Genomic DNA, 19,870 nt, shown 5'->3' with positions numbered 1-19,870 from the left:
ACTCCGCGTATCGCTTGAATACTTGTAAAACGCCTTGCCTTTCAGCTAAATAGCGCGGGCAAATTTTATATCGCGCACTGTTTAAAACTCAAAAATTAATTGGAAATTTTAAATTTCGGGCGCGGGTTCACTTCTAAGTATTCGCAAAAATAACGTATCAAAGCTAGAAAAATTTCGCTCCGTAGTGCCTAAAATTTTGATGAAATTTTGCGTATCAGCTCAACCGCCTCTTTTGCGTCCGCGCATACGAACTCGAAATGCGACCGTAGCTCCGAGGTACTGCCATAGCCGCAGCTTACGCCCACGCTTCGCACTCCCGCTGCCGACTTTGCCGCGATGGCGTCAAGCGACGTATCACCGATCATAAAGATATTTTGGCTAACAGAAGACAGGATTTCGTCACTGCAAATTTTGTCATAACAAGGAGTGGAATTTAGCTCATGCGCATCATAAATTTTACTGCCGCGCGCTCCACCTTTATCGCTCTCGCCCTCGATGCTGACACCGCTCTTCTGGCTATTATCGCCAGCTTTATATTTAATACCAATCGCTTCGCTTAAATTTTTAAACGAAATCCTATCAGAATTTTGACTCGCGATGCTACTTAAATTTTGCTCGTAAACTTTGCTAGGATCAGGATCAAGCGCAGGAAGGCTCTTTAAATCAGACGCTGAAATTTCACTCAAAATCGCGCTCCTGCTAGCAGCGCTTGTATTTTCATCGGCAGTCGCGTCGTGAGTTTTACCGCAAGCCGCATGCAGGCTTTTGCTAGCGGTCGCGCCGCAAATTCCTAAATTTTCGAGCGCCTTTAAGATCGGTTCGGCGCTTGGTTTGGGGTTTTGCACATCCTCTCGCCCGACGATGGTGCCGAAAAATTCCGCGATACCCAGATGCTGCAATAAAATTTTAGAAAATTTCGACGTCTTGGTCGTCACGACGCCTAAGTTTGCAAACTCGCTCGCCGCACGAACCGCTTCGAACGCACCGCTTAGCAGAACGGTCTGATCCAAAAAAGTCTGCGCGTATCGCTGTTTGTAGGCGAGCACGAAATTCTGCACATCGCGCGTCACGCCTAGACGCTCAAACATTACCTCTAACGGATGCCCGATAAGCCTTTTAATCGCTGCGTCGCTAGGCTCCGCAGCGCCCAAATGCGCAAACGCGTAATGAAAGCCATCCAGTATCGCGGGCGTGGAGTCTATGAGCGTGCCGTCCAGATCGAAAAGCAGTGTAATTTGGAATTTTGGCATTTTAAAATTTAATTTGGATATAAAAAAAGCGGAGCCGAAGCTCCGCTTATGTGGATCTAGAAAAGATTATTTTCTAAATTTAGCATCAACGCGTCTATTTTGAGCGCGGCCTGCTTTAGTAGCGTTTGTAGCGATAGGCTTAGTCTCGCCGTATCCTACAGTGGTGATTCTGCTAGCATCTACGCCGAAGCTCTTAAGCGCACCTCCAACTGCAGCAGCTCTGCGCTCGGAAAGCTTTTGATTATATGCATTCGAACCGGTGCTATCGGTGTGACCCTCTAGGATTACTTTGTAATCAGGGTGAGCTACTAGCACGTCGCTTACGTTTTTGATCTGGTTCATAAACTCAGGAGAAATTTTTGAGCTATCTGTAGCGAAATTTACGCCCAAATTTAATCTAATAACTTTTTCGCAGCCATATTCATCTACAACTACGCCAGCAGGTGTACCCGGGCATCTATCGACATTATCGCATACGCCGTCGTTATCTGCGTCTTTGCAACCTGCAGGAGCCGGAGCAACTGGAGCTGCGTCAGCATATCTCTTGCCAAAATCAACTGCAAAGCCTAGAGTATAGAACAATACGTGGTTGCCGTCGTCAAATCTGATAGCATCGCGTGCTTCAAGTTTTGTAGCAAAATTGTCGGTAATGTAGTATTTTAGACCCAAGCCGTATTGACCGAAGCCGCTATCTTGATCGCCATCGTTATAAACGTCTTTAGTGTAATCCATATAGCCAAGACCTAGCAAGCCGTATAATTTGAAATTATCGGTAAAATTTACCAAGTCTTTTACAGCATTGATGTGATAGTATTTAGCGTCAGGCTTATCGTTGCCTACTCTGTGAGCTAAATCCTCTACGCCAATATTGCGAGAGTAATCAAAACCAACCTCTACTTGATCGATAAACGAATCTTGTAGATTTTTGGCAAGACGTAGACCGAACATAAAATTCGAATCCAAATCCATATTGCCCTCATGAGTCATTCCACCGATAGTAGGGGTAATCTCCCAGTGATAATCAGCATCGCTAGCGAACAATGCGCTGGATGCACACAAGCTTAATGCAAGTAGAACTTTCTTCATTAAACATCCTTTCAAATAAAGTTATAATTCGATATTACCATAAAATTTTTAAAGAATTTACAAATTTGCGACAATTTCGCCACAAATTTGTAAAAAACATTATCTCTTAGAGAACTGCGGACTTCTACGCGCTTTGCGGCGACCGAATTTCTTTCGCTCGACCACGCGACTATCGCGAGTTAGCAGACCTTTTGGCTTAAGAGCCGCTCTAAAATCTTTATCCATAGCCGCAAGTGCTTTTGAAATTCCGTGTTTTAGCGCATCCGCTTGAGCTGAATATCCGCCACCCAAAGTCTGCGCGGTGATATCCATTGAGGTCTCTTGCTTAGTCGCCAAAAGCGGCTGAACGACTCTTAGTTTGATCGCTTCGTGACCGCCTAGCCAGGTGTTTAGATCCATACCGTTTACTACGATCTTGCCGCTTCCAGGTTTTACCCAAACCTTAGCTACGGCAGTTTTTCTCTTTCCGGTTGCATAAATTGTCGCCATGATTATTTTCCTTTTTTAGTTGTTTGCGCAGTATGAGGGTGCTCGCCGCCTTCATATACGAATAGCTTTTTGATCATCGCCTTGCCGAGCTTCGTCTTAGGAAGCATGCCGCGAACCGCAAGTCTGTAGAGTTTTGCGGGATTGTTTTTAAGCAGGTCTTGAAATTTCACGCTCTTTACGCTTCCGAAATAGCCCGAGTAGCTGTGATAAAGCTTGTCGTCGCCTTTGTTATTGCCGGTAAATACGGCTTTTGAAGCGTTGATGATAACGACGTAGTCTCCGCAATCCACGTTTGGAGTGTAGCTTGGTTTGTGTTTGCCGCGTAGCAATACCGCAACTTCGGTAAGCATCCTACCGAATCTTTTGTCGGTCGCGTCGATAACGACCCAGTCGCGCTTAACTTCGCTAGGCTTTGTAATTTCTGTCATGGTTTCCGCCTTATTAAAATTTGAGCTGTGATTATATAGAAATATCCTTACGTATAGCTTAATTTAAGCTGTCTTTAATCTATCTGCGCTCAAATTTCATCTAAATTTTAAAATTTCATCCCTCCTCATTCACTTCGATCAGCCTAGCGCCCGCAGCTTCGAGAGCCAGCACGAAGGCGCGCACCCGCGCATGCGGATAAAACTCGCGGATCACGCTTTTATACCGCGCCACTTGAGCTTTGTTTTGCGCGAGGTATTTTTCGGAGCTTTTGTAATCAAAAAGCAAAATTTCATCCTGCCCAAAGCACGCCAAATCCACGCGCAAAAGATCACCCTCCGCGCTTTTGATCGGCATCTCTTTATAAGCTTGAGCGCCCTTTATCAGAGCTAAAAATTCCTCGTTTTTGCTTAGTCCTAGTGCCCGCGCCGCGATATTTTCGAAATCCGCATCATTTAAAAATTTAGCGTAGCGACCTCTAGCAAGGCTTACTCCTCGTAGAATTTCATCCGCTGCAAATCCTTCGCTCATCTCCAGAGCATAGTGCAGCGCCTCGCCGAAATATATCGCGCTTAGCGCCTCCGTTTCGCCGCAACCTGCTTTTTCTTGCGCACTTTGAGGCTCGCCCGCTATGAGCGCGATCTTTTTGCGCGGCGGTTTCTCTTCTGATTTTACGGAGCTTGGGATTACGTAGCCGTATTGAAAATCCGGGATATCCAGCCACTCCACGACGCCCGCGCCCTTGGTCTTTTTGGCGTAAGGCGAAAAAAAGCTATAATTGTATTGATCTATTTTTGCCTCGGAGCGTTTTACGATGATGAGCGAGCGTTCGGCGCGGGTAAATGCCACATAGAGCTTATTTATATCCTCTTCATGTGCAGAGCGATCGTTTTCATCCATTAATGCTGCAAATTCCGTATCCAGGCTCTTTCTGCTCGCAAATTTATAAAAAATTCTCCACTTATGCGTGGCGAAATCATAGTCCGTCGCGAGCTTTGAGCTCTCGCCCCGATCTTTTCCTCCGATGCGGTCGCAAACGATTACGTGTGGGAACTGAAGCCCCTTGGACTTATGCACGGTCATAATTTTAATGCCGCTTTGTTCCTTGGCAAATACCTCCGTTTCGTCGTTTGCAAACAGATACTCGCTAAAACTATTAAATTTTGCCAGCGTCTCAAAAAATAGCAATAGATCCGGATCGACAAAATTTAATTTCAGCGCGCTAGCGATAAATTCTGCCGTTTTTTGCGCGTTTTTATGCAGATCGACCGCTATCTTTTTAAGCCGCCTACCCAAAATCACTTCGGCGTTTCGCAGATAAATTTCATCGCCACCTACGCAAAATTTCGCGTATTGAATTACGGCATTTACCTGCTCGCTGCAACGCAGAGCCTTGTTTGAGCCGCTGCAAACCTCGCAAAATTCCGATAGCATCTCTTTTAGCGCGCTTACGTGCTCGTTTTTCCAACACAAAATCGCTATATCATCAGCTCTCACGCCGCACTCCTCAACAAGTCTGCGCGCTTGCTCCGCAGCCCCCTTTAGCACGTCGTCGTATGAAAATGCCGCTACGTAGCCGTAATCGTCGCTTTGCACCTCAAATAGCGGCATTTGTGGATGAGAAAGAGGATAATCCTTGATTTTTTGCAGCACCGAAGCGGGCAGATCGCTATCTAGCTTATTTGCTGCGATTTGATCTTCATAAGACGCAAATTTATCGCGCAAGATCTCATTTACAAATTTTACGATGAGTTTTAAGCTGCGATAATTGCGCGGCAGGCTCTGCGTTTTGATTTGACTAAACTGCTCGCGCAAAATATCAAAAATTTTTCTCTCTGCGCCGCGAAATTTATAGATGCTCTGTTTTTTATCGCCTACGTAAAAAAAGCTGCCGCAGCGCTCTTCCGCTCCTTTGCCAGCAAGCGCCTCAGAGATTAGCGGCAGCATGATTTCATACTGGCAAATGTCGGTATCTTGGAATTCGTCGATTAAAATATGCGTGATTTTAGAATCGAGCCTGAAATACAAAAGCTCGCGATTGCCCTGCAACGCCTCTGCGCTTGGATTTAACAGCGAGTGCACGGCTGCGGTGACATCACCGAACGTAAGCTTGCCACTTTTGCGCTGCACCGATTTAAGCGCTTCGGCATAAATTTTAATTAGTCCTGCCAGCTTAGCCGCATATGTCGCATCCATCCACGCTATTTCGCGAGCTATAGCGTCTTTTAGCCTTGCTAGCTCACCGTCAAGATGCGAAATTTTTTTAAGCTGTGAGCGCGGATAATCGAAACTGCCGTTGGCAAGAGCCGAAAGAATGAAGCCCGAAGATAATTTTGACAAATCGCTAACAGGGCTTAGCCCATTTACGGCTCCAGCGCTTACGCCCGCATCTCTCGCCGCTTTTTGCAAGCAGGATAAAATTTCATTTATCTCTGCTAGCGCCGAGCTTGCAGGAAACGTGGGCGGATTTATGCTTATATCGCCTCTCCAAATGCTTTGTAAGCTATTTAAAAACTCGTTCTTTGTCATTCCTGAGTCGCTTACATAATCCACGACCTCTCTTAATAGCGCTTCGTTTTTACAAATCGCGCCTAAAAACGCAGCCTGCTGCACACTCAAAATCCCTTCATCGTTTTCAAAACCGGGATCGATGCCGCTGTTTAACGCAAATGAGCGCAGAGCCTTTGCAAAAAACGCATCGAAGGTAAAGACGTTTAGGCTCTCGCTTAAAAATTTAGGCAGTAGGCGCTGCTGCGCTGCCAAAACCTCATCCGCACTCATATCTAGATCCTCGCAAATTTGCGCTAGCTCGGGGCTCGGCACGAGGGCGCCGTCGCGCGCGATAAGCAAATTTTGAAATTTCTCCACGATGCGCGTTTTCATCTCGGCGGCCGCTTTTTTGGTGAAGGTAAGCGCTAAAATTTCATTGATCGGCTCGCCTTTTAGCACCAGCTCGATGAACCTGACCGCGAGGTTGAAGGTCTTGCCGCTGCCTGCGCTTGCTTCAAGCGCCAGATAATTTTCAAATTTTGCCATCGATCTGCCCCTTGCAAATGATTTTATAATCGCAGTATTCGCAGCTTTGCACCGCTTCCGTGCGCGTAAAAGCGACCTCGCTTGCAAATTCCTTGCCGATAGAGCTTAGCGTCTCGCGCAGATTTTCTAAGCTAGGCGTTTTGTCGCCAGGAGCCGCAAACGCGCAGTCTTTTAGCGACAGATAGGCGCATTCGCACTCCTGGGCTAAAAGCGCGCGATAAAACGTAAGCTGGAATTTTTCCATATGTTTTTTAGCCGAACCACGTTTGTAATCGATGATAAACTTCCGCCCTGCCTTATCTTCGTCGATGCGGTCGATCCGCCCGCTCAGCCGCACTCCGTCAAGCTCGCCTTTTAGCGATACTTCACTACCGCTAAAGCTCCAAATTTGCTCATGCTCTTTCAAAAGCTTAGCTAGCTTTTCTACCGATTTTAACTCAAGTTCCGCATCAAAGCGCGCGATGCCCGCTTCTCGCGCGAGCTGCGAATAAATAAAGCGAAATTTTTCCATGCTAAATTTCATCCCCGCTCGCTCATATAAACGCTGAAAACTCGTATGTAAAATTTTGCCCAAAAGCGCATTATCCTCGCCAAATTTTAGCCCCTCCTTCAGTCCGAAAACGTAGCGGTAATAATACTTCCTCTTGCATTCTAAAAACGTATCCAGCCGCGAAAACGACAGCTCCTCGGCAAAAAAATCATGGCGAGCCACGGGGTCTTCTTGTCCGCATAAGGCGGGCTTAAATTCCTCCCGCCCAAAAAGCCGCAAATAATCCTCCTGCGAAAATTCCGCGTCTTGTTGCACTTCAAAGCTTTTCAAAAACCGCGAAGGCAATTTCTCGACGCTTTGCAGATAGCAAATCGCGCTTTTTTTAGCGCCTCTTAGCAAGCCGTCGTAGTAAAATCTTTGTAAATTTTCGCGGTCTGCATGGCTGATGAGCCCTGCTCTAGCGCGCAAAGCAGAGTTTAAAAACATCTCTCCGCTACTGCGCTTAGGCACCAGATCATCGTTAAAATCGGGGATTATCACGCCGTCAAATTGCAGTCCGCGGCTCTCTAAAAGCCCCATTACCGTGACCTTTCCGCCACGAACATCATCAAGCTTAATGCGCGAAATTTCTAACAAAAAAAGATCGATCAGATTGCCTAAGCTTAGGTTTTCGTCCTTAAATTTTCGAAGTAAAATTTTAATTAGATATAGCGGCTCTTTTAGCTTTTCTTGCAGCAGCGCGTCGCTAATTTTAGGTAAACAGGCGAGCTTGATAATTAACGCCTCGAAATGCTCGAAGCTTACTTGCTTTGCAAAATCGCGCACGAACTCGCCAAAAAGCGCCTCATCCACGCCCACACTCGCAAAAAACAGATCAAGCTCCTGCGGGTTTGGGCGCTGCGGATATTCATCTGCACCCTCGTGCATTTTAGAGTGCCTAAAGCAATCGCGCCGCTCAGGGCTTTTTGAATACCTATCTTCCTCCTCAAGCTCTATATGCTCCAGTTGCATAGAGTATCGTAGGCTCTTTTGCTGCTTTAAAAGCTCTTGCTGTTTTGCACGAGCCGAATAATCGCGCTGCTGCGCACACTCCAAGGGCTCTTGCAACTCTGCAAGATCTAGCGAAAAGCTTTGCTCTTCCGCGCTATTCGCGCGTTCTGCCGAAATTTCACGCAGAATTTCAAAATTTTCCGTATTTTCAAACGCCCCTGCAGACATAAAATTTAAATCCGTTTTAGAATTTGAAAAAATTTCGCAATCAGGCGCGGAATCTTGCTGTGTAAAATTTTGCGAAATAGAATTCTCCAAAGCGAAATTCCCAAGCGCTAAATTTTGCTGTACCGCAGAATCCTCCGTATTCAAGAATCCTCCCTCCGGGCTTTTAAATGCGCAGTAATCTACGCCAAATTTCGGCGTGCGCGCTTCTTTTAAGCACTGCGAAATTTTCTCTAGCGTTACGTAAAATAGGCTATCTTTAAGCTTCTCTCCCATCGCAAAATTTAGCAGCCTGTGCGAACCGCGAGCCCTTGCGATGCGCTCGTCGTAAAGCCGCAGTGTGCCGGCAAAGCTCTCGTCGGGCAAAATCACCGCGATGCGCTCCGGCGCAATGCCCGCGCGCACAAAGGATGAAATTTTTTCAAAAACATAGCTCGCCTGCAAGCTTCGCAGCTCAAAGCCTCTACACACAACCGCTCCGCCCACGCTTAGCGGCTCGCGGCTTAGAATTTCACCCGTACTAAGATTTACGCGGTATGCAAAACCTGGCTCTAGGCTTATGCCGCGAAGCTCCTCCACCGTGCGCACGGGCTTAGAATTTAAAGTCGTGGCTCTAAAGCTCAACACAACCTCGCTAAGCTCTGCAGCGCGCTTAAAAATCTCGAACTCAAATGCGCTAGGATTGCCGTCGATGTTGATTTCTATCCGCTCAAATCCGCGCAGATAGGACTCGTTTAGCTCATAAAGCGCGGGTAGCGTGATCTCGTCGTAAAATCCATGCTCACGCAAAATCCTTGCATACGCCCCCGCTAGCTCTCGCAGAATTTCAAAATGCTCGGCATACCACGCATAGGTGTCGCTAAGATCGAGCGCATCGATACTTACGCGCTCCGTCGCAAGCTCCTTGAAAAAGCCGAAAAGATACTCGCGGTTGCGCATAAACTCGTAAAGCTCGTTAGGGAATTTAAGCCTTTCGCCTGCGCGCTTGCTCTCGCTCACTGCCTGCTTCATAAAAAGCGCGCGATCTATCTCGCCGCAAGCGACAAGATCCGGCACAAAAAGCGCCTTTTCGTAGAATTCCGCCAACGTAATCCTTGGCGCCAGCACGCCGCCGCTCTCGCCTTGCAGCGCCGCGCGTAGCGCACGCGAGCTGGTGTAGACAAAAAGATTTTTAGAGGGCAAATTTTTCAAAACAAATCCTTTAGAGCGATTCGCAGAACGCGGAATTTTGCGATATTTTAGCAAGAAATTTTTAGTTTGGGCTTTTAAGCAAAGAAGTTTTTGAAAAGCTTGAGAGGCTAAATTTTATCAAGTCAAATTTAGTAAGTTGGACGAGCGTCAAATTTTAATCTGTGGCGCTTTGGCGCGAAATTCTGCCTCGCTCCGCATTAATCGCGACGTATTTAGATGCAAAATTTTACGAGTGGATTCCGTAAATTACAAAGCAGCAAAACGCGATCAAATTTAAGCAGGCTCAAGCTCGATCTTGTATCCTAGGCTCGGGACGTTTTTTATGATTTCGCCTCCCACTTTATCGCGGATACGCTTGACGAAGGTACGAAGCGCCGTATCGCTCACGGCTCCTTCGGTCCAGACATAACGCTTGATCTCCTCGTAAAGCACCAGCTCGCCCACGCGACTGGCTAGCAGCGAGACAAAAGAAAGCTCCTTTTTAGTAAGCACGATCTGCTCGCCATCCTTCAGCAAAATACGGCGAAGCCCGTCAAATACGTAGCCTGCGCCCATATTTACGACTCGTACAGAGTCCAGCTTAGACTTCATCAGCACACTTATCTCTAGCACGAATGCGGCGATATCTACCGGCTTAAAGTAATACCGCTCGACGCCAATCTCCATAACGCCTTTTAGCTGCTCCTCCCTACTGAAGCCGCTAAGCACCACGATAGGGGCATGTGGAAAGATCTGTTTGATCTGACGTATCATCGCTAGCCCATCTTCGATCGGCATCAAAATATCGGTAATGACGAGATTAGGGCTAAATTTTTTGAATTTTTTTACACCTTCAAGCCCGTTTTGGGCATTGTAAACGTTGTTAAAAATACCCTCAAACGCCTTATGCAGCGAGGCTAGTAATTTAGTATCATCCTCGACTAGCAAGACGTCCAGCTCTTTTAAAGCGCAGCTCATAGCAGACCCCTCAAGGCGAAATTTCAAACGAAATTCTTTCAAATTTTCTCTTTTATTGAGCTTAAAATAATGTTAAGTTAAAAATTTAATTTCATAAAGTAACACAACTCTTATTTTAGGTGCAAATATGGGCGGGATTAAAAAAACAAGCGTGAGTAAAAACTGCAGCCTAGGAGTGGGGCAAAATTTAAAGTGACGCAAGCTAAATCTTATCGGTGCGAAAGAGATTTAAGAGCGGCTGAAAGTAAAATTTTAAAGTTAGCGCAGGTAAAATTTCACTACGCGGCGGAGCGGAATTTTATTTTAGGCAAATATTTTAGAGGGAAATGAAACAGCGCTGATAAGGTTTTAGTAGGTAAACGGCGCTAGATAAAATTTTACGGGCGGCAAAGCGTTTATTGGCATAACTTTGACGGCAACAAGACGACTTCTCAAATTAAACGGCTTAAGACTGCACGAAATGTACCGCAGGATCTATTTTAAAAGAGCTAAGTGCGCCAAGTCCAATTTTTAAATTTAAAACGCATGAAATTTAGCTGCGAGCTTAGAAGTTATACGGACACGAAATCACACAAATAAAAAGCATGCGGCGCGATAGCCGGTTTAAATTTAAAACCGCGACTAGCGCAGATCGCTTCATCCAAAAACCGCTTAATTCAAAATCGCCGCGACAATCCTAAGTCCGCAAAAGTGCGCTTTGCGTACCGCTCCAGCCTGCAATTATCCAGGCTGCGACGGGTTTTAAATTTACGACGCAAAGACCGCTTTAGAATTTAAAGCTTGCCGTAAATTCAAAATTTTACCGCGCAGTCGCGGTAAAATTTAGTGCAGGCAAAATTTCAAAAATCATAAAATTTCAAGAAATTCTTTGAAGATATATTTGCTCTCGGTAGGCCCCGCGCTGGCTTCGGGGTGGTGCTGCACCGAAAATACTGGATAGTCTCTGTAGCGCACCCCCTCGATCGTGCCGTCGAAAAGATTTCGGTGCGTGATCTCGCAGATCTGCGCTATCGTTTCGGGGACGTTGTAGTTGTGGTTTTGCGCGGTGATCTCGATCGATTTGGTGCGCAGGTTTTGCACGGGGTGGTTTGCGCCGTGCTGGCCGAATTTCAGCTTGTAGGTCTCATATCCCATCGCGTTGCTTAGCAGCTGATGACCTAGGCAAATTCCAAAAATCGGCACGCGCGCCTCTACCATCTTTTTGATCTGCGCGATCTCCTCTTTAAGCATGCGAGGCTCGCCCGGACCGTTTGATAAAAACACACCGTCGATCTGCCCCTCTTTAAGCTTAGCAATCAGGCTCTCTGCTTTAACGTCGTGCGGAAAAACCTCAACGCCGAGCCCTAGATCGCAAAGCTCGTTTAGGATGTTTCGCTTGACGCCATAATCGATCACGGCTATCTTTTTGCCGCAGCTTGCGGGCTGAGCGTAGCTTCCTCTCTCGGCGTCCCAGCAACCCGATGTGTGCTTATACGGCGCCTTCGTGCTTACGATGCTTACGTAGTTGATCTCCTCTATGCGCGCAGACTCGCTAAGCGCCTTTTTAAGAGCCGCCTTATCACTGATCTCGGTAGAGACGAAGGCGCGCAGACTGCCCTGATCGCGCAGCATCTTGGTTAAAAATCTAGTGTCGATGTCGTAAACGCCGAATTTTCCGTTTTGCAGAAAATAATCCTCCAAGCTCATCTGTGAGCGGAAATTTGAAGGCTCGTTGTTAAAATTTCTTACGAAAATTCCGCTGGCGTGGATTTTAGAGCTTTCTTTGTCGTTTTCGTTGATACCTACGATACCGATTTCAGGCATAGTGAAAATAATAAACTGCCCTGCGTAGCTAGGATCGGAGATGATCTCCTCGTAGCCCGTGACCGAGGTGTTAAACACGAGCTCGCCGAATGCGCTACCGCCCTTGCCGAACGCCTTGGCTTGCAGGTAGATGCCGTTTTCTATGTAGATATACGCGTTCATTATAACATGCCTCGTTTTCTTAGCTCCTCTTCGTAGAGCTTTTCAAACACAAGCTCGTATTCTTCGGTACCCGGGATCAGTTTTTGCTTGTAGCCCTCGATCTTTTCGTAGACCTCGTCCTCGATCTTTTGATAATTTTTAAGATATTCGTCGATCGCGTTATAAATTATCGTCTTTAGCCTGTTTTCCGAGACTTTGTAATCGATCAAATTTTTCTTCCAAACGGTTTCTAAAATTTTATGCGATATGGTGCCGTAGCGATCCTCGAAATTTAGCTCGAAATTCTCGTCGTTTGCGATGTGGCGTTTGATGAGCCAAAACATATCTTTTTTATTCACGCTCATCTCATCTAGCTCGCTTATGCGCTCATCTATCAGCTCATTTGCGCGCTCGTCTATCGCTCTTTCTTTTTGCAGATCGACCCTTATGATTTCGTCCGCTTCCTTGGCGACGGGCTCTATGCCCGCGCTCAGCGTAACGCAGCCCGAGTTTAGCAGATCCAGCGCTATTTTATGCGCGATATATGGCACGTGTGGTAGTCGTATTCGCATGATCGTTCCTTTAAATTCAGTTCTATGAGCGGTCGCGCCGCCCGCAACGGGTGAAATTTTAAAATTTCACCGGGTTTATAAAATTATCGTGTCGCTTCTTTCGGGACTAGTGGAGATAAAGCCCACCTTCGCGCCGCTTAGCTCCTCTATTTTGCGGATATAATTTTGCGCGTTTTGCGGCAGATCCTCAAATTTTGAAATTCCTTTGACGCTGTCCCAGCCCGGCATCTGCTCATAAACCGGCTCGGCAGCTTCCAAATCGATCGGGAAATAATCGATCTCTTCCCCCTTATAGCGATATGCGCGGCAAATTTTAATGCTCTCAAAGCCGTCTAGGACGTCAAGCTTCATAAGCGCGAGCTTGTCGATGCCGCTAAGGCGCACGGCGTATTTCGTAGCCACTCCGTCGAACCAACCGCAGCGGCGCGCCCTGCCCGTCGTAGTGCCGTACTCTTTGCCGATCTCGCGCATCGCCTCGCCTTGCGGACCCTTATCCTCGGTAGGAAACGCGCCGTTGCCCACGCGGGTGGTGTAGGCTTTTAAAATTCCCATCACCGTGCCGATATCTTTCGGTGCGAGCCCGAGCCCGCTGCAAGCCCCACCCGCGATGGTAGTCGAGCTCGTGACGTAAGGATAGGTGCCGTGATCGATATCAAGCAGGCTTCCTTGCGCTCCCTCTACGAGCACGCGTTTGTCGTAATCAAGCGCCTTCCACAGCATATGCGTGGTATCTGCGATGTATGGCTCAAGCGCGCTTTTATAGCGCTTTAGCTCATCGTAAATTTCAAGCTTGCTAGGAATTTTAACCTCCGCTTTTTCAAAAACGCTCTCATGCGAAGCAAAATCGCGCGATAGCGCCTCGGCAAGCCTTTCAGGCTCTAAAAGCTCCGCTACGCGGTGCCCCGTGCGCGCGATCTTATCGGCATACGCAGGTCCTATGCCCTTGCCGGTGGTGCCGATCGCAAGCTCGCCCTTGCTCTTTTCGCGCGCCTGATCGATCAGCGAGTGGTACTGTAAATTTAAAAACGCCTTCTCGCTTATGAAAAATCTGCCCTTTAAATTTTCAAACTGCGCCATCTCGGTAATCAGCACGTCGGGGTTGATGACGACGCCGTTTCCGATGATGTTGATGATATTTTTATGAAGCACGCCGCTAGGCACTAGATGCAGCGCAAATTTCTCGCCGTTTATAACGATGGTGTGGCCTGCGTTGTGCCCGCCGCTGCTGCGACATACGAAATCGTAATTCGCGCTTATCATATCTACGATCTTGCCCTTGCCCTCATCGCCCCACTGGGCGCCGATGACTACGTCAACTTTGCTCATTTTTCATCCTTTTGCATAATTTTTTCTATCAAAGCATCCACTAGCAGCGCAAAGCCGCTGGATTTTAGCCCGTCAATCTCGTAATTTCCGCCGTTACAATACACTGCGCCCGCGTCTAAAAATCTAAAAAATAGCGCGTCGTAATAGCGCATTTTAGAGTAATACAGCAGCGAAACGCAGATACGCTCGTAATCCACGCCCAGGCTTAAAATTTCATCCAAGCAGGGCTTTAGCTCTTCAGGCACCTGCGCGCGCAGATCCTGCACGTCCTTTAGCGACGTGGCGCGAGCTGTAGCATCCAGCCAAGGCAAATTTTGCTCAAGCAGCGTCTCAATCTTGCCCTTTTCAAAAATTTCAAGCGGCAGGTTTAAAATTTCGCAAATTTTTTTCGGAATTTCGATATTGCTTAGCTGAAGCGCGGGCACAAGATCAAATTCTTTAAAAAATTCCTGCGCGATTTTGATCGCAAGCGGCAAATTTTTCTCCCCGATCAGCTCCGCGCCGATCTGATAAAACTCGTCGCTTGGGTATTTGAAAGTAGGCTGCACATAAAATAGCCGCCTTAGCTTATCGTCTTTCAGCCGCTTGCGCACGATACGCACGACATCCACGGTGCTGTCTGCGCGAAGCGCGAGCTCGTGGTTCGTGGGATCGGAGAGCTTAAGAAGCTTTTGCGGCGCGACGCTTAGGTGCTGATGATATGAAAAATATGGCGTTAAAATTTCGCTAAAGCCGTTTTTAACGAGGATTTCGCTCGCTTTATTTTCCAGCTCGCGCTTGAGCTGCGCGCTCTTTCCGAAATACAGCCTCGAGCCGTTGGGTATCTCGTGATCGAAATCGGCGCTAACGCTATCTATCATGCTGCCTCCAAATCGCTTATGAACTGATTCAGCCGCGTTTTAAAGCTCTGAATGAAGCTTGCCAAAACGCGGTAATCAAGCGAAAGAATATCTAAAATTTGCTTACGTATTTCTGTAGTTAGCGCAAATTTTTCGCTGCCCGCGCTTTGAGTTTTGTTTAAAATTTCGCCGAATTTTGCTCTAAAGCCTTCAAACTCTCCGGGGCTCAGATCGCCCGCATCGGCGCGCGAAACGAAGCTTAAAGCAAGCTCTTTGTAATCAAGCGCGTTTAAAAAGCTGATAAACTCATCTTTGTCGATGGCTGCGAGCTTGGGCGTATCTTTAAAGCGCGCGATGAAAGCGTCTATCTCTTTGCGATCCAGCGCTTTTGCGATAAAATTTCCCTGTAGATAGTTAAATTTCAAATTGTTTAAGAGCCGCAGCGACAGCGCGTTTTCGACCCCTTGAGCGCCGAGAGCGAATCCAAACTCCCGCTTTAGCTTACCCGTGATCGTTCGGATAGCATTTTTTTTCTTGCCTATGTCAAGGCAGAGCTCGCGGTCGATTTTAACGATATCGAAAGGCTGGGCATTCAGGAATGGGATATTGCTTTTATTTGCACTATTAAGGGCAAATTTAACCCCAAGATCTGCATAACGCCCACGCGCAGGGGCGAATTCCTTAAAATTTTGCTCGCTAAAATCGGTTATCTCAAACATCAACTCGCCTTTTGCATTAGCCCTGTCTCGCAAGCTGTGAGCTACGAAATCGTAAAATTCGTCGTTTGCAAGCACGGCTAAACTCACGTTTATCGAGCAGTTTGCGCCCGTTTGAGCGTTAAATTCCATCATCTTTGAAAACGCAAATTTTGAGATCGGCAACTCAAATCGCGGCTCGCTTAATATCTGCGCAAAATCCTGCGGGGCAAGAATTCCGCGCTTTCCGCGATCCCAGCGTAAAAGCAGCTCATATCCATAAATCTGTGCGCCGCTAATGATCGGCTGATAGAGCACGAAAAACTCCCCCTCTTCGATTGCTGCAGCAATCCCTTCCTCGCTAGGTCCGTCTGCTTCGGCGCGCTCAAAGATGCAGTAGCGGTTTTTACCACTCGTTTTAGCACGATACATCGCCCTATCCGCGCGTGATAAAAGTCCTGGAAAATCGATCTTTTCGCTGCCATCGTAAAACGCTGCGCCAACGCTGATGCTTGCGCTAATTTCGTTGCCTTTGAGGTTAAATTTCATCTTTGAAATTCCAAGCAGACGATCTAATAGCACATGCGCGGCATCCTTGCTTTGCAGATCGCCGATGATGGCGCCGAACTCATCGCCGCCGAGGCGCGCTAAAATATCGCCTTTACGCAGTAGCCCGCTCATCGCTTTTGAGATAGCCTGCAAAAACATATCGCCGACCTCGTGCCCGTAGGTGTCGTTGATCGCCTTAAAGCCGTCAAAATCGATGAAAAGCACTGCCATAAGCTTGGAATTTTCGCCCGAGCTTGCTGTAAATCTCTGCGCAGCCTTCATAAAATACACTCTATTTGGAAGCCCGGTAAGCGCGTCGTGATGGGCGATCTTGGCTAGCTCGCTCTCCTTTTGTTTGATCTGCGAAATTTCGGTAAACATCAGAATGAAATTTGAAGTAAGCGAAAAATCATCCTTTATCGCAATAGCCGTAAATAGCGCAGGAAAGGTGCCACCACCTCTTTTTAGTCCGTAAATTTCATCTTTGTAAGAGGTCTGTTTGCCGACGAGATTTTTTCTAATCCTCTCCATCACGTCTGCCCCGCCCTCCGCAGGAGCGAAGAAATTTGGAATTTTGCCGATGGTTTGGCTTTCGCTATAGCCGGTGATTTCGTAAAAAGCGTTATTAGCGCGCAGCACGCGACCGCTCTCATCTGTGATTAAGATCGCCTCTAGCGAGCGCGAAAAGACGTTGGCGTTTAAATTTAACTCCAGCTCCGTCTGCTTGCGCGAGCTGATATCTTCGAGCGTAGTTTTTACAAGGCGCGAGCGAGAGCCGTGCTTTTCGGTGACGTAGCCTTGCATACTGATCCAAGTATAGGCATTAGCGGCGTTTCGCAGACGGAATTCGCAGCTAAAATCGCTCCTAAGCCCAGCGGTGCATTCGCGGATCATTTTATTGAAATTCTCTAAATCCGCGAAGTAAATTTCATAACTAAACTCCCCAAAGCTCATCGCAGTGTTTAGCCTTTTGCCGCGATATTTTAAAATTTTAAAGTAATTTTTATCAAACGACAGCGTCTGCTCGTCAAGATCGATTAAGCAGGTGCAAAAATTCCTAGTCTCGATTACGGTGCGGTAAAAGTCCAAATCCTCCTGCAAGCCGCGGATCGCCTTAACATCGTCATCAATATTTTGAAAATAAAACGCAGCCCTGGCGGCGGACTTTTTGACATAGATGCTCACTTCGTAGCTATAGCGGATATTGTCGTTGTGGCGAATTTTATAGCTTTGAGAAAAGCTTAGCTCTTCTGCGGGCATATCGGCTAAGCGGTTTAAAATTTCATTTTTAGCCTCATTCGCATCCTTTTCATCCAGCAAATCCCATAGCCTTATCTCGCCGCTTAAAAACTGCGCCGCTTCGTAGCCCCAAAGCTCTTTTATATTTTTGCTAGCATCCACGATCTTGCCCGAAGTGTAGTCAAACACGAGCGTGACGATAGGCGCGTGATTTAAATACTCATATTTTTGCTTAGTTTCATCGTAAAATCTGCGATATTTTGATGCATCAAGCACCACAAAAAGGGTTGAAATTTTACTTCCGTCGCGGATATAAGATTTTTTAACATAAAGGTCTTTGACGCCATTTTTGGTCTCTTGGCGGGTTACGACATAGTTTTCTTTGACATAGTTTGCGCGCTGGGTTTGATAGGCGTGATCGTAAAACGAGCCTGCTTGCAGCGCGAAGATATTCCGTCCTACGACGTCATCGCCGTAAAGCTCGCGTGCGCCGTTGCTAGCGCTTTCGATCGTGCCTGCAACGTTATCGATGCTAAGCACTGAAAGAGAGCTGTATTTTAGCGCATCTTTAAAGCTGAGGCTAAAATCGCCGTGGCGCAGATTAGACTTCAAAACCTCGTCTATGGATTTAGAAATTTCTAAGACGGAGCTTAGCGGATTTAGCGCTTCTATATCGCGAATTTTGGAGTGATAATCCCCTTGGCGCAGCGCGTTTTGAACTGCCGCGAGCGGGATGAAAACGCGCTTTTTTAAAAACGTAAAATTTGAAATTAGAAGGATTAAATAAGCTAAAATAGCCGCTGCTAGCGCTACGACGATAAAATCGTCCGCGCCCAAAAAATAGCCGGCTCGTTCGCGAGCCATTACGAAATTATCTCCAAATTTCGCAAGATAGGCAAAGCTTAGCCCAGATTCGTCTTCAAAGCTTACCACTTCGCCTAGGCGCGAAAAATCAAAATCCTGCCCTAATATATCGGTTGCGTTGCCAGGAGCGTTAAAAAATTTGCCTTCGGCGTTAAAGACCAAAATATCTCCCAGCGAAGAGAGCCTGGCAATCGGCCTAGCGGTGTTGGCAAAGCCTAGCAGATACGAATCAGCGTTTACGCGCTTGATTAAAAAATACCGCCACGCCCCATCCATCATCATATAGCGCGATACCCATTCATCCTTTTTTAGCTCGCTTGCGATATCCGCAAGCCGTATCTCGCCAAGATCCGAAATGCGCGCATCCGATGAAAAATACGCTAAGCTCTCCTGCTCCGCGCCGCGGGCGCGCAGATAAAAAATAGCGTCAAATCTATGAGAAGATTTTACGACGTTGCGGATCAAATCCGCGTAAAGCTCGCTTTGCGCAGCTTCGTGCCTTGCGTCTAAAGAAATGATATTTTCTTTTAAAATTTCAAGCTCGCTAAAAAGCGACTCGTCGGTATTTTTAAGTAAAGTAATCGCCGTGCGCGTCCGCAAATCAAGCTGCGTAGAGATCCTGGTGCGCAAAAAGCTAATCTCGCAAACTACTACAAGCGTAAGTAGCGCAGCGCCTAGAATCAAGGCGGCGTTAAATCTTTCGGTAACGAAGTCTTTTTTGTTTTTCATGCCAAATTCCAAATTTTGCAGGATTTTAGCAAATTTCGTTTTAAAGCCGATTTAAGCTTTGATTTTCGCTCCGCGCGCGCTCAAAAAATGCATGATCAAAAGCACCGCAAAGCTAAAGATAAGCATCAGCGCCGAATATGCGTGAGCCTGCGCAAAATCGAGCGTCTCAGTCGCTTCATAAATCGCGATGGAAGCGACCTTGGTCTGCTCGCTCACGCTGCCGCCGATCATTAGCACGACGCCGAACTCACCCATAGTATGCGCAAAGCAGATCACCAAGGCGCTAAGCAGGGAGTGGCGTATCGCGGGTAACGCGACGCGAAAAAGCTTGGAAAAATAGCTCTTATCCAGCGAGTCGCACGCCCAAAAAAGCGAGCGCGGAAGCGAGCGAAAGCCCGAAACTAGCGGCGAAAACATAAACGGCAGCGAGTAGATACAGCTCGCGATCACGAGCCCGCTGAAATTAAATACGAGCCGAAGCCCGAAGTGTTTGTCGAAAAACTCCCCTAGCACCGAATACGGCGATAAAAAAACGAGCAGGTAAAACCCTAGCACCGATGGCGGCAGCACCAGCGGAAGCGAGATGATCGATTCGATCACGCTTTTGCCGCGGAAATTTTTTCTCGCCATAAAAAACGCGAGCGGCACACAGACGATAAACAACGCGAGCGTCGTTAAGCTCGCAAGCTTTAATGAGACGAGAAACGGCGTGTAATCGAGCCCCTTTAGAATTTCAAACATTTATCCTCCGAGCCGAGCCGCTGGGCCCAAACTATAAAATCTTAAAAGCCTAGCCCTACTTTAAAATTTAGAGGCAAAGCCAGATAGAATTTACGCAAACCTCATAGTCATAAGGCCTTGCAAAATGAAATTTTTAAAAATTCTGCGCAAGCTAAAGCGAGCGGAATTTTATAAAATTGCTTGGCTAATAAATTCCTTCAAGCGTGCAAATCCTGCTGAGCTTTTAAGCTCT

At 47.0% G+C, this 19,870-nt stretch carries 13 protein-coding genes; all 13 read right to left on the bottom strand.

Going from position 1 to position 19,870, the window contains the following annotated elements:
- Positions 1 to 188: 188 nt before the first annotated feature.
- The 13 genes from Q0256_RS04105 to modB all read right to left on the bottom strand — a co-directional run bounded on the left by Q0256_RS04105 (position 189) and on the right by modB (position 19,638).
- Positions 189 to 1,250 (bottom strand): HAD family hydrolase, encoded by a 1,062-nt coding sequence (locus Q0256_RS04105; RefSeq protein WP_297960288.1) that lies wholly within the window; start codon positions 1,248 to 1,250, stop codon positions 189 to 191.
- 66 nt (positions 1,251 to 1,316) lie between these two features.
- Positions 1,317 to 2,336 (bottom strand): OmpA family protein, encoded by a 1,020-nt coding sequence (locus tag Q0256_RS04100; RefSeq protein ID WP_297960285.1) that lies wholly within the window; start codon positions 2,334 to 2,336, stop codon positions 1,317 to 1,319.
- Between the two features lie 99 nt (positions 2,337 to 2,435).
- Positions 2,436 to 2,825 carry a 30S ribosomal protein S9 gene (rpsI, locus tag Q0256_RS04095; protein ID WP_005869670.1) on the bottom strand — a complete coding sequence of 130 codons (390 nt, stop codon included), beginning with the start codon at positions 2,823 to 2,825 and terminating at the stop codon, positions 2,436 to 2,438.
- A gap of 2 nt (positions 2,826 to 2,827) precedes the next feature.
- Positions 2,828 to 3,253, bottom strand: a complete 426-nt coding sequence (rplM, locus tag Q0256_RS04090; protein ID WP_005869672.1) for a 50S ribosomal protein L13 — start codon at positions 3,251 to 3,253, stop codon at positions 2,828 to 2,830.
- A 115-nt stretch (positions 3,254 to 3,368) separates the two neighbouring features.
- Complete coding sequence (locus Q0256_RS04085; protein ID WP_297960282.1) at positions 3,369 to 6,287, bottom strand: RecB-like helicase; 2,919 nt, start codon at positions 6,285 to 6,287, stop codon at positions 3,369 to 3,371.
- Complete coding sequence (locus Q0256_RS04080) at positions 6,274 to 9,183, bottom strand: PD-(D/E)XK nuclease family protein (RefSeq protein WP_297960279.1); 2,910 nt, start codon at positions 9,181 to 9,183, stop codon at positions 6,274 to 6,276. Before Q0256_RS04080 ends, Q0256_RS04085 begins: the two co-directional genes overlap by 14 nt.
- Positions 9,184 to 9,456: 273 nt before the next feature.
- Complete coding sequence (locus tag Q0256_RS04075; protein WP_297960275.1) at positions 9,457 to 10,140, bottom strand: response regulator transcription factor; 684 nt, start codon at positions 10,138 to 10,140, stop codon at positions 9,457 to 9,459.
- Positions 10,141 to 10,986: 846 nt separating this feature from the next.
- Positions 10,987 to 12,105 carry a glutamine-hydrolyzing carbamoyl-phosphate synthase small subunit gene (carA, locus tag Q0256_RS04070; RefSeq protein WP_297960273.1) on the bottom strand — a complete coding sequence of 373 codons (1,119 nt, stop codon included), beginning with the start codon at positions 12,103 to 12,105 and terminating at the stop codon, positions 10,987 to 10,989.
- Positions 12,105 to 12,656 (bottom strand): DUF507 family protein, encoded by a 552-nt coding sequence (locus Q0256_RS04065; RefSeq protein WP_297960270.1) that lies wholly within the window; start codon positions 12,654 to 12,656, stop codon positions 12,105 to 12,107. The genes carA and Q0256_RS04065 overlap by 1 nt, the downstream gene beginning before the upstream one ends.
- A 75-nt stretch (positions 12,657 to 12,731) precedes the next feature.
- Complete coding sequence (locus tag Q0256_RS04060) at positions 12,732 to 13,982, bottom strand: adenylosuccinate synthase (protein WP_297960265.1); 1,251 nt, start codon at positions 13,980 to 13,982, stop codon at positions 12,732 to 12,734.
- Positions 13,979 to 14,842, bottom strand: a complete 864-nt coding sequence (locus Q0256_RS04055; protein ID WP_297960262.1) for an ATP phosphoribosyltransferase regulatory subunit — start codon at positions 14,840 to 14,842, stop codon at positions 13,979 to 13,981. Before Q0256_RS04055 ends, Q0256_RS04060 begins: the two co-directional genes overlap by 4 nt.
- A complete protein-coding gene (locus Q0256_RS04050; RefSeq protein ID WP_297960259.1) occupies positions 14,839 to 18,897 on the bottom strand; it encodes a diguanylate cyclase in 4,059 nt (1,352 codons plus the stop codon). Before Q0256_RS04050 ends, Q0256_RS04055 begins: the two co-directional genes overlap by 4 nt.
- 51 nt (positions 18,898 to 18,948) lie before the next feature.
- Entirely contained in the window at positions 18,949 to 19,638 is a 690-nt protein-coding gene (gene modB, locus Q0256_RS04045; protein ID WP_297960257.1) for a molybdate ABC transporter permease subunit, read from the bottom strand.
- Between the last annotated feature and the right edge of the window lie 232 nt (positions 19,639 to 19,870).

It is taken from the genome of uncultured Campylobacter sp., assembly GCF_937949835.1.
In the GTDB taxonomy this organism is placed as follows: domain Bacteria; phylum Campylobacterota; class Campylobacteria; order Campylobacterales; family Campylobacteraceae; genus Campylobacter_B.
The sequence above is the reverse complement of the archived record's forward strand: the minus strand, read 5'-3'. Positions and strand labels throughout refer to the sequence as shown.